A 12675-nucleotide genomic window follows, 5' to 3' on the forward strand; every position below is an offset into this window, starting at 1 on the left:
TTTTTGGATAAAATGCCGATAACAATTCTGGAAAAAATAAGCAAATTAATTGTTAAGTTTAATGGCATAACAAATTCAAAAATCAACCTAATTTTAAAAGGAAGTGCCGTTTTTTGAATTGAAAACAAAACCAAGGAGAACTATCCAAACGATTTAGATTTTTCGATAAGTGAAACTAATTTAGAATCTAAACAGCAGTTTCTTAATTATATCGAAAAGAATGCAGAGATAAAAATCACTAAAAATGACGGTAATTTGTTCATATTTTCACTAGACAATTTCAACATTGAAATTGTCCTTCTCGAACATCTTAATAGAAAATTTTTAGAAGAATCTGAATATGAAGGTATCCTATTTTTAAAGAAAATTTGGTCATTTAGTCAAAAATTACTTTCCTTGCCTTATATTTTAAGTGATTATTTTCCTCACGATCAAGACCAAAAAATTTCTAGAACTTTGGCGCAGTTATCAAAATGAAAATCAATGATAGATACAAATTTACTATTCACCAATGAAGCAATCGATTTTCTAAAACATTGTATGTGAAATAGTTTTTTTATTTTTTATTGATATAACTACACGGAAATGCTAGTTTTTGATTATGGGAAAAGTGAAAATCTTACAAAAATAAGTCTAGATTTGAACACAATAGAGATTATTGAAAAATTCTATGAATTTTTTTCTAAAAACAGTAAAATAAATAAAATAGTCCATATTTGTGATCTTATCTTAAAAAATAAGGAAAAAATTATTAACTTTTTATTAAAAGGTTATGATGAAATTTCGCTCCCAGGAACTGAATTTAACTTTTTGAGAAAAATATTTAATATTAATCAAAATAAAAGTGAGCAAAATTTAGTTTATTTTCAAAAAAATAGCAATTCTGATAATATTTTTGTTAGTCATAGTGATGAAGCAGGCGGTCTTCTTGTTGATGGTAAAATTTATAATCTTGGAACTTACAATTGGAAATCAGGATTATATAATTTATACGATCTTTCTGGGAAAATAGTTGGAAAAACTAACGGAATTCCAATTGAAGAAAGTAAATGATCTGTTGAATATCAGGCCAAAATACCAAGATCTAGACTAAAAATAGATTATGAAAATAAGGAAAATGAAATTCTCCAGATAGTTTCAAGTCAAAAAACACTTTTTAATGAGCATATTTTTCTATCGCGTAATCACGATAATCGGATTAATACACTTATACTGTCGATTTTTGATAATTTTGAAATATCAAAATTTAACTTTTTGATAACAACAAGAGAAGAAGTTCAACCTCAGTCAGCAAAAACAGCTTTTGTAAAGGAAATTATTCAAAAAAATAATTTTATTTATAATTTGGAGGTTTCTGCTAGTCAACATTGAGATAAGGAAAACCTTTTAATTCGAGTTGCTGATTTTTATACAGGTATAAATGCAGAAATGATTAATAAAATTGCAAGAGTTTTTGATGATTTTGCAATACCTTTTAAGTATTATTTTGGTTCAGGTTCAACGGATCAAACCGAATTTCAATTTAAAAATTCAGTTACAATTGCAATTCCTGCAAATGAAATCCACAGTTATTCATCGAAAATACTTATTAAAAATATTTTCTATATGTTCCTAGCAATCGGTGTTCTAAATGATAGTTTTTCAGAAAAACTTCTATAAATATACAGCATCTTTGGCGATTTCACTAATTGGATCAGAAGCTTTTAAGTTTGCATCTTCGCTTTATATTTATAGAATTACTGAGGATTTTTGACTTGTTACAATTTTGTACTTATTAATTCAGTTTCCGACAATAATTGTTTATCTTTTTAGTTCAAAAATTGTTGCAAAGTTTACTAAAATATCCGATAAAGCAATTCTTTTTATTTGTGATTTGATTAGTATTCTTTTTTTGATAACTTTAATTCCGATGTTTTTTCTCATCAAGAATAGCTACATTTTTTCAATTTTACTAATTAGCATTTCATCAATTGTTGGTTTTGTTCATTCTTTTCGATTTATTTACATTAGGAACATTGTTTATTTTATCGCAAACAACGATAGTCAAATGTGAAAAACCAACATTGGATCTTCTTTTGCAACATCAGTTGGTTTTGTTTTATCGCCAATTCTTACATATTTTATCTACCAAAATTTAAGTTTTCATTACCTTATTATTTTTAATTGTCTTACTTATTTATTATCAGGTTTTCTCTATTTGTTATTAAAAACTAATAAGGAAAAAACTGTTTTTAGTGAAGAAGAAACAAAAACCTCTGAAAAAATCTCAGAAAAACCGCATAAAAAGTGAATTTTTGTTCTTTCTTCATCAATGATCATCGGAATATTTTTATATCCTAGAGCATCTGGTCTACCGCAAATTTTTAATTTACTACCTAATTTTTCGATAGAAACTTGAGGTTTTTATTTAAACATTCTTTTTTCAGTAAGTTCGCTAATTTCTTCGCTAATCCAATTTAAGTTAAAAAAAATTAAACAAATAAAAATGTCCTGAGTTGTTTCAGTAATATCGATTGCTAATTTAGTTTGACTTTTAGGGCTAATTTTAGTTAAAAATCAGTCTATTAATTTAATTTTGTTTATGATTTTTAGTTCAATTCAACAAATTTTATTTTCACTTTTTATTAGTCAGTATTATAGTTTGACTTACGAATTATTTGACAAAGATGTTTTTCATAAACAAAACGGAATTTCTTTAAGTTTTCGAATAATTTTAAGTTCGCTTGTGAGAATTTTACTAACTTATTTTGCAACAATTTCTGCACTTTATGCCTTTATTGCTTATTTTTTAATAATTTTAATTTGTGCAATTTTGTTATTGATTTTTCAGCCAAAATTGAAAAAAGTTGTACTAAATTAATCAAAAATCTAGTCTCTTTTTATTCTTATATTTTACAAAAAATATTATTAAAATTATTTCAAATTGAAAAAATGTCGTATTTTATAGTATCTTTTGGATTTAGAATTCTAAATATAGAGACTTTTTATTCACATTCTTCTTCTGCTTTTCCCTTTAATTCTGCTAATATATTAAGATCGATTGTTACTGATTTTTCTGTTTTTGCAATAACAGCTTTAGCACCTCAATTAGGATCTTTAGGTCAACAAACTTTTTCTTTTGATTATTCTGTCTCAAAATCATCTAAATTTTCATCATTATCATTATCATCATTTTTGCTACTATCACCATTCTTTCCAAAAAGCTCTTTTATTCTAAAATCAACATATTGTTTTTTTCTAAAATTTAAAAAATTGACCGACTTTTTATGTTCATACATTATTGATGTTTTCTCACAAACAGATAAAATTTCTCTTTCTTTATCAGTTAATAAATCAGAATATAGAATAAAACCTTCAAAAGTTGCATATTTATCTTTAGGTTTATACTCTTTTTCATATAAGCGAATATAGTCAAATAGTTTGCCTAATTCCTTATTCGTTCTTCTAATTACGTCAATATTTAGTTCGTTTTTATAAGAATAAAAAACTGGATCAGTATTTCCGCGAAGAAAAATGTCTCTTTCAAGATCAGAAATTTTCTTATTATAATATAAATTTAACGGAAAATATTTTCCATTATAAACATGATGGTAAAACGGGCATTTGCCAATTCAGTATAAAACATTTTCACCATCATGATAAAGTAAAATTAAATTTGCCGTGACAATTTCCGGGATTCAACCTTCGGGAACATCTAAACCGCTCGATTCATAAGCGGTATTTATTCAAAAAACAGGATTTTTTGAATCAAATTGATTAAGAATATCATCATAAATTCCGTATTGTGAACCACCAAAATAATATAATTCAAATTTAGAAAGATCAAGTGAAGCTCAACTTTTTAGAATAACGTTATCTGGAAGATAACCACCATCGACATCTCAAACAGAGTAGATATTCGGACCAAACATAATTTGGAAAAGATGAACTAAATTTACTTTATTAGTTCATCTTTCAAGTTCATCATAATATTTTTGACCATCTTTGCCGAATAAATTAATACTGTGTTGACGATAATTTGGTCCAAATTTATTTATTCAACTAATTAAAATTTGACTTCTGTCATCTTTTTCAAGGTCGAATTTCTTAATTCCATATTTTTTAAATTTTTCTAAAATATTTTCATAGGTTTCTAATGTTTTTACATTTAGTGCCAGCGAATAATCGTCTTTTAAATCTTGAAATCGATTTTCAATTTTTTTTAAATCTTCTTCGATTTTTTGACCTAAATAAATTTTATTAGGATCAAAATATTTTGAATTATATTCATGCTGAATTCTTAGAAAGTCAAAAATTTTTTCCCGATGATTTTCAAGATTTTTTGGCCTTGCAAACGGAATTAATTCCTGAATTTCGTTAATTATTAACTGTTCAACTTCTTTTAGTCTTTCTTTGTTTGCATAAGACATTCTTAAAATTGAAGGAAAAGAGATTGAATACTGGCAGTTTTTTTCATCATCAATGTTTTCAATCGCTACGACAACCATTTTTATATCTACTAATGAACCATCATCTCAAAAAATCCCATCGAGATTAGCGTCTGTTTTTGCCATTCGAAAGTATCTTTCTCTCTCTATTTTATAAATTTCTTTAGAAATTTGCTTTTTAAAAAAATTAAAAAATCGTAATTCTTTTGAAAAAAAGATTGCTTTTTGGATTTCTTCAAGATTAAGCCGATAAATATAATCATCTTTTTTATAAACAATTGAGATCATATCTTCTATCGGATTATGCACGCGATTATATCAAGAAGACGAATTATATTCTAAAAAATGTAAAAAATTCTCCTGACAATATGTAAGTGCACAAGTAAATACTTTAACTCCGTCAGGTCGAATATACGGCTCATTTCAATGTTTATAAAGATTTCTTGTTGAAATAAAATCTCTTTGATTGACTTGCCTATATCTTAATTCTTTAAATTTTTGCTTAATATTAATGAGGGAATTTGATTGGATCTCCATATAAATAATGAATTCTTTCTATTTTTTAATTAGTTTTTTACAATAATTTGATATTTAGTAGAAAAAAATTCAAATTTTGAATGTTTTTTAGTTTTTAATAATTTGTTTGTACTTTTTCTTCTTTTTTTGTTATTAATTTTAAGATTTTTTATAATATTCTTTTAGTCTAAAATCAACATATTCTCCATTTTCAATATCTAAAAAGTTGACTGATTTTTCGTGATTAGAATAAATTGATGTTAGTTCACAAACTGTCAATTTTTTCCTATCCTCTTCAGTTAAAAGATCAGATTCTTCGATAAAATCCTCAAAATGCTTTCTAGCATTCTTATTTTTATAATTTTTTTCATATAAACGAATATAATCAAATAATTCGCTTAATTCCTTGTTTGTTCTTCTAATTACGTCAATTTTTAGTTCGTTATCGTAAGAATAAAAAACCGGATCAGTATTTCCGCGAAGAAAAATGTCTCTCTCAAGATCAGAAATTTTCTTATTATAATATAAATTTAACGGAAAATATTTTCCATTATAAACATGGTGATAAAACGGACATTTACCAATTCAATATAAAACATTTTCGCCATCACGATAAAGCAAAATTAAATTTGCCGTGACAATTTCCGGGATTCAACCCTCTGATCCAGAGTTACCACTAGGTTCGTAGGCAGTATTTAGCCAAAAAACAGGGTTTTTTGAGTCAAACTGATTAAGGATATCATCATAAATTCCGTATTCGGAGCCACCAAAATAATATAATTCAAATTTAGAAATATCAAGTGAAGCCCAACTTTTTAACACTAAACTATCAGGAATAAGACCATCCCATGTTGGATCTCAAAGAAAATGTACCCTGGGACCAAACATAATTTGAAAAATATGAACTAAATTTTGTTTGTTAGTTCATTTTTCTAGATCATCATAATATTTTTGACCATCCTTACCAAATAAATTAATACTGTGTTGACGATAATTTGGTCCAAATTTATTTATTCAACTAATTAAAATTTGACTTCTGTCATCTTTTTTAAGGTCAAATTTCTTAATTCCATATTTTTTAAATTTTTCTAAAATATTTTCATAAGTTTCTAATGTTTTTACATTTAGTGCTAAACGAAAATATTTTTCAAAATCCTGAAATTCATCTCTAATTTTTTCCAAATCTTCTTCGATTTTTTGACCTAAATAAATTTTATTAGGATCAAAATGTTTTGAATTATACTCGTGTTGAATTGTTAGAAAATCAAAAATTTTTTCTCGATGATTTTCAAGATTTTTCGGCTTTGCAAACGGAATTAATTCCTCAATTTCGTTAATTATTAACTGTTCAACTTCTTTTAGTCTTTCTTTGTTTGCATAAGACATTCTTAAAATTGAAGGAAAAGAGATTGAATACTGGCAGTTTTTTTCATCATCAATGTTTTCAATCGCTACGACAACCATTTTTATATCAGTTCAAGTACCTTCATCTCAAAAAATTCCGTCTATGTTTTCAGTTGTTCTAGTTCAACGCCAGTAACGTTCGCTGATTATTTGATAAATTTCTTTAGAAATTTGCTTTTTAAAAAAACTAAAAAATCGTAATTCTTTTGAAAAAAAGACAGTTTTTTGAATTTCTTCAAGTTGAAGTCGATAAACATAATCGCCTTGTTTATAAAGGATTGCGATCATATCTTCGATGGGATTATGTTCGTAAAAGAAAATGTTATGTTTTAAAAAATTTGTAAACTTTTCCTGACAATAAGTAAATGCGCAAGTAAATACTTTAACTCCGTCAGGTCGAATATATGGTTCATTTCAGTGTTTAAATATATTTCTTGTTGAAATAAAATCTCTTTGATCGACTTGTCTATATCTTAGTTCTTTAAATTTTTGCTTAATATTAATGAGGGAATTTGATTGGATCTCCATATAAATAATGAATTCTTTCTATTTTTTGGGTAGTTTTTTACAATAACTTGATATTTAGTAGAAAAAAATTCAAATTTTGAATGTTTTTTAGTTTTTAATAATTTGTTTATACTTTTTCTTCTTTTTTTGTTATTAATTTTTAAGATTTTTTATAAAGTTCCTTTAGTCTAAAATCAACATATTCTCCATTTTCAATATCTAAAAAGTTGACTGATTTTTCGTGATTAGAATAAATTGATGTTAGTTCACAAACTGTCAATTTTTTTCTATCTTCTTCAGTTAAAAGATTAGATTCTTCGATAAAATCCTCAAAATACTTTCTAGCATTGTTATTTTTATAATTTTTTTCATATAAACGAATATAATCAAATAATTCGCTTAATTCCTTGTTTGTTCTTCTAATTACGTCAATTTTTAGTTTGTTATCGTAAGAATAAAAAACCGGATCAGTATTTCCACGAAGAAAAATGTCTCTTTCAAGATCAGAAATTTTCTTATTATAATATAAATTTAACGGAAAATATTTTCCATTATAAACATGGTGATAAACCGGGCATTTACCAATTCAGTATAGAACATTTTCGCCATCGCGATAAAGCAAAATTAAATTTGCCGTGACAATTTCCGGGATTCAACCATCAATTGCAGTGTGACGACTAGGTTCGTAGGCAGTATTTAGTCAAAAAACAGGGTTTTTTGAGTCGAACTGATTAAGAATATCATCATAAATTCCGTATTCGGGGCCACCAAAATAATATAATTCAAATTTAGAAATATCAAGTGAAGCCCAACTTTTTAACACTAAACTATCAGGAAGCGGATCTTCTCATGTTGGATCTCAAAGAAAAAAAATAGTTGGACCAAAAATAATTTGAAAAAAATGAACTAAATTTAGTTTATTAGTTCATTTTACCAGATCATCATAATATTTTTGACCATCTTTGCCGAATAAATTAATGGAGTGCTTGCGATAATTTGACCCAAACTTATTTATTCAACTAATTAAAATTTGACTTCTATCATCTTTTTCAAGGTCAAATTTCTTAATTCCATATTTTTTAAATTTTTCTAAAATATTTTCATAAGTTTCTAATGTTTTTACATTTAGCGCTAAACGAAAATATTCTTCAAAATCTTGAAATTTATCCTTAATTTTTTCCAAATCTTCTTCGATTTTTTGACCTAAATAAATTTTATTAGGATCAAAATGTTTTGAATTATATTCGTGCTGAATTGTTAGAAAGTCAAAAATTTTTTCTCGATGATTTTCAAGATTTTTCGGCTTTGCAAACGGAATTAATTCCTCAATTTCGTTAATTATTAACTGTTCAACTTCTTTTAGTCTTTCTTTGTTTGCATAAGACATTCTTAAAATTGAAGGAAAAGAGATTGAATACTGGCAGTTTTTTTCATCATCAATATTTTCAATCACTACGACAACCATTTTTATATCAGTTCAAGTACCTTCATCTCAAAAAATTCCGTCTATGTTTTCAGTTGTTCTAGTTCAACGCCAGTAACGTTCGCTGATTATTTGATAAATTTCTTTAGAAATTTGCTTTTTAAAAAAACTAAAAAATCGCAATTCTTTTGAAAAAAAGACGGCTTTTTGAATTTCTTCAAGTTGAAGTCGATAAACATAATCGCCTTGTTTATAAAGGATTGCGATCATATCTTCGATGGCATTATGTTTAGTCACAAGAGAAGGAGAAGAGTTGATTTCTAAAAAATGTAAAAAATCCTGTTGACAATAAGTAGTTACGCAAGTAAATACTTTAACTCCGTCAGGTCGAATATATGGTTCATTTCAGTGTTTATAAAGATTTCTTGTTGAAATAAAATCTCTTTGATCGACTTGTCTATATCTTAGTTCTTTAAATTTTTGCTTAATATTAATGAGGGAATTTGATTGGATCTCCATATAAATAATGAATTCTTTCTATTTTTTGGGTAGTTTTTTACAATAACTTGATATTTAGTAGAAAAAAATTCAAATTTTGAATGTTTTTTAGTTTTTAATAATTTGTTTATACTTTTTCTTCTTTTTTTGTTATTAATTTTTAAGATTTTTTATAAAGTTCCTTTAGTCTAAAATCAACATATTCTCCATTTTCAATATCTAAAAAGTTGACTGATTTTTCGTGATTAGAATAAATTGATGTTAGTTCACAAACTGTCAATTTTTTTCTATCTTCTTCAGTTAAAAGATTAGATTCTTCGATAAAATCCTCAAAATACTTTCTAGCATTGTTATTTTTATAATTTTTTTCATATAAACGAATATAATCAAATAATTCGCTTAATTCCTTGTTTGTTCTTCTAATTACGTCAATTTTTAGTTTGTTATCGTAAGAATAAAAAACCGGATCAGTATTTCCACGAAGAAAAATGTCTCTTTCAAGATCAGAAATTTTCTTATTATAATATAAATTTAACGGAAAATATTTTCCATTATAAACATGGTGATAAACCGGGCATTTACCAATTCAGTATAGAACATTTTCGCCATCGCGATAAAGCAAAATTAAATTTGCCGTGACAATTTCCGGGATTCAACCATCAATTGCAGTGTGACGACTAGGTTCGTAGGCAGTATTTAGTCAAAAAACAGGGTTTTTTGAGTCGAACTGATTAAGAATATCATCATAAATTCCGTATTCGGGGCCACCAAAATAATATAATTCAAATTTAGAAATATCAAGTGAAGCCCAACTTTTTAACACTAAACTATCAGGAAGCGGATCTTCTCATGTTGGATCTCAAAGAAAAAAAATAGTTGGACCAAAAATAATTTGAAAAAAATGAACTAAATTTAGTTTATTAGTTCATTTTACCAGATCATCATAATATTTTTGACCATCTTTGCCGAATAAATTAATGGAGTGCTTGCGATAATTTGACCCAAACTTATTTATTCAACTAATTAAAATTTGACTTCTATCATCTTTTTCAAGGTCAAATTTCTTAATTCCATATTTTTTAAATTTTTCTAAAATATTTTCATAAGTTTCTAATGTTTTTACATTTAGCGCTAAACGAAAATATTCTTCAAAATCTTGAAATTTATCCTTAATTTTTTCCAAATCTTCTTCGATTTTTTGACCTAAATAAATTTTATTAGGATCAAAATGTTTTGAATTATATTCGTGCTGAATTGTTAGAAAGTCAAAAATTTTTTCTCGATGATTTTCAAGATTTTTCGGCTTTGCAAACGGAATTAATTCCTCAATTTCGTTAATTATTAACTGTTCAACTTCTTTTAGTCTTTCTTTGTTTGCATAAGACATTCTTAAAATTGAAGGAAAAGAGATTGAATACTGGCAGTTTTTTTCATCATCAATATTTTCAATCGCTACGACAACCATTTTTATATCAGTTCAAGTACCTTCATCTCAAAAAATTCCGTCTATGTTTTCAGTTGTTCTAGTTCAACGCCAGTAACGTTCGCTGATTATTTGATAAATTTCTTTAGAAATTTGCTTTTTAAAAAAACTAAAAAATCGCAATTCTTTTGAAAAAAAGACGGCTTTTTGAATTTCTTCAAGTTGAAGTCGATAAACATAATCGCCTTGTTTATAAAGGATTGCGATCATATCTTCGATGGCATTATGTTTAGTCACAAGAGAAGGAGAAGAGTTGATTTCTAAAAAATGTAAAAAATCCTGTTGACAATAAGTAGTTACGCAAGTAAATACTTTAACTCCGTCAGGTCGAATATATGGTTCATTTCAGTGTTTATAAAGATTTCTTGTTGAAATAAAATCTCTTTGATCGACTTGCCTATATCTTAATTCTTTAAATTTTTGCTTAATATTAATGAGGGAATTTGATTGGATCTCCATATAAATAATGAATTCTTTCTATTTTTTAATTAGTTTTTTACAATAATTTGATATTTAGTAGAAAAAAAATTCAAATTTTGAATGTTTTTTAGTTATTGATAATTTGTTTATACTTTTTCTTCTTTTTTTGTTATTAATTTTTAAGATTTTTTATAAAGTTCCTTTAGTCTAAAATCAACATATTCTCCATTTTCAATATCTAAAAAGTTGACTGATTTTTCGTGATTAGAATAAATTGATGTTAGTTCACAAACTGTCAATTTTTTTCTATCCTCATCAGTTAAAAGATCAGATTCTTCGATAAAATCCTCAAAATGCTTTCTAGCATTTTTATTTTTATAATTTTTTTCATATAAACGAATATAATCAAATAATTCGCTTAATTCCTTGTTTGTTCTTCTAATTACGTCAATTTTTAGTTCGTTATCGTAAGAATAAAAAACCGGATCAGTATTTCCACGAAGAAAAATGTCTCTTTCAAGATCAGAAATTTTCTTATTATAATATAAATTTAACGGAAAATATTTTCCATTATAAACATGGTGATAAAACGGGCATTTACCAATTCAGTATAGAACATTTTCGCCATCGCGATAAAGCAAAATTAAATTTGCCGCGACAATTTCCGGAATTCAACCATCAATTGCAGTGTGACGACTAGGTTCGTAGGCAGTATTTAGTCAAAAAACAGGGTTTTTTGAGTCGAACTGATTAAGAATATCATCATAAATTCCGTATTCGGAACCACCAAAATAATATAATTCAAATTTAGAAATATCAAGTGAAGCCCAACTTTTTAACACTAAACTATCAGGAAGCGGATCTTCTCATGTTGGATCTCAAAGAAAAAAAATAGTTGGACCAAAAATAATTTGAAAAAAATGAACTAAATTTAGTTTATTAGTTCATTTTACCAGATCATCATAATATTTTTGGCCATCTTTGCCGAATAAATTAATGGAGTGCTTGCGATAATTTGACCCAAACTTATTTATTCAACTAATTAAAATTTGACTTCTATCATCTTTTTCAAGGTCAAATTTCTTAATTCCATATTTTTTAAATTTTTCTAAAATATTTTCATAAGTTTCTAATGTTTTTACATTTAGCGCTAAACGAAAATATTCTTCAAAATCTTGAAATTTATCCTTAATTTTTTCCAAATCTTCTTCGATTTTTTGACCTAAATAAATTTTATTAGGATCAAAATGTTTTGAATTATATTCATGCTGAATTGTTAGAAAGTCAAAAATTTTTTCCCGATGATTTTCAAGATTTTTTGGTCTTGCAAACGGAATTAATTCCTCAATTTCGTTAATTATTAACTGTTCAACTTCTTTTAGTCTTTCTTTGTTTGCATAAGACATTCTTAAAATTGAAGGAAAAGAGATTGAATACTGGCAGTTTTTTTCATCATCAATGTTTTCAATCGCTACGACAACCATTTTTATATCAGTTCAAGTACCTTCATCTCAAAAAATTCCGTCTACTCGCCTATATGTTCTAGTTCAGCGGCAGTAACGTTCGCTGATTATTTGATAAATTTCTTTAGAAATTTGCTTTTTAAAAAAACTAAAAAATCGCAATTCTTTTGAAAAAAAGACGGCTTTTTGAATTTCTTCAAGTTGAAGTCGATAAACATAATCGCCTTGTTTATAAAGGATTGCGATCATATCTTCGATGGCATTATGTTTAGTAACAAGAGAAGGAAAAGAGTTGATTTCTAAAAAATGTAAAAAATCCTGTTGACAATAAGTAGTTACGCAAGTAAATACTTTAACTCCGTCAGGTCGAATATATGGTTCATTTCAGTGTTTATAAAGATTTCTTGTTGAAATAAAATCTCTTTGATCGACTTGCCTATATCTTAATTCTTTAAATTTTTGCTTAATATTAATGAGGGAATTTGATTGGATCTCCATATAAATAATGAATTCTTTCTATTTTTTAATTAGTTT

7 protein-coding genes are annotated in these 12675 nt (G+C 26.3%); 2 read left to right on the top strand and 5 right to left on the bottom strand.

The window, feature by feature from the left end; translation table 4 throughout:
* The first annotated feature begins 3 nt into the window (after positions 1 to 3).
* Complete coding sequence (locus MDIS_RS02940) at positions 4 to 1659, top strand: hypothetical protein (protein ID WP_044635569.1); 1656 nt, start codon at positions 4 to 6, stop codon at positions 1657 to 1659.
* The gene (locus MDIS_RS02945) at positions 1631 to 2860 is read left to right on the top strand and encodes an MFS transporter (RefSeq protein ID WP_044635570.1); all 1230 of its coding nucleotides are present in this window, start codon (positions 1631 to 1633) and stop codon (positions 2858 to 2860) included. Before MDIS_RS02940 ends, MDIS_RS02945 begins: the two co-directional genes overlap by 29 nt.
* Before the next feature lie 262 nt (positions 2861 to 3122).
* Here the strand turns inward: MDIS_RS02945 and MDIS_RS02950 are convergent, their stop codons facing one another.
* The 5 genes from MDIS_RS02950 to MDIS_RS02970 form a co-directional block, all read right to left on the bottom strand.
* Entirely contained in the window at positions 3123 to 4964 is a 1842-nt protein-coding gene (locus MDIS_RS02950) for a hypothetical protein (protein ID WP_232034211.1), read from the bottom strand.
* A 138-nt stretch (positions 4965 to 5102) separates the two neighbouring features.
* Complete coding sequence (locus MDIS_RS02955; protein ID WP_044635571.1) at positions 5103 to 6875, bottom strand: hypothetical protein; 1773 nt, start codon at positions 6873 to 6875, stop codon at positions 5103 to 5105.
* 139 nt (positions 6876 to 7014) lie between these two features.
* Positions 7015 to 8796 carry a hypothetical protein gene (locus MDIS_RS02960; protein WP_044635572.1) on the bottom strand — a complete coding sequence of 594 codons (1782 nt, stop codon included), beginning with the start codon at positions 8794 to 8796 and terminating at the stop codon, positions 7015 to 7017.
* 139 nt (positions 8797 to 8935) lie between these two features.
* Positions 8936 to 10717 carry a hypothetical protein gene (locus MDIS_RS02965; protein ID WP_044635573.1) on the bottom strand — a complete coding sequence of 594 codons (1782 nt, stop codon included), beginning with the start codon at positions 10715 to 10717 and terminating at the stop codon, positions 8936 to 8938.
* Between the two features lie 140 nt (positions 10718 to 10857).
* The gene (locus MDIS_RS02970) at positions 10858 to 12639 is read right to left on the bottom strand and encodes a hypothetical protein (RefSeq protein WP_044635574.1); all 1782 of its coding nucleotides are present in this window, start codon (positions 12637 to 12639) and stop codon (positions 10858 to 10860) included.
* Between the last annotated feature and the right edge of the window lie 36 nt (positions 12640 to 12675).

Origin of the sequence: Mesomycoplasma dispar (assembly GCF_000941075.1) — a bacterium.
Classification (GTDB): Bacteria; Bacillota_I; Bacilli_A; order Mycoplasmatales; family Metamycoplasmataceae; genus Mesomycoplasma; species Mesomycoplasma dispar.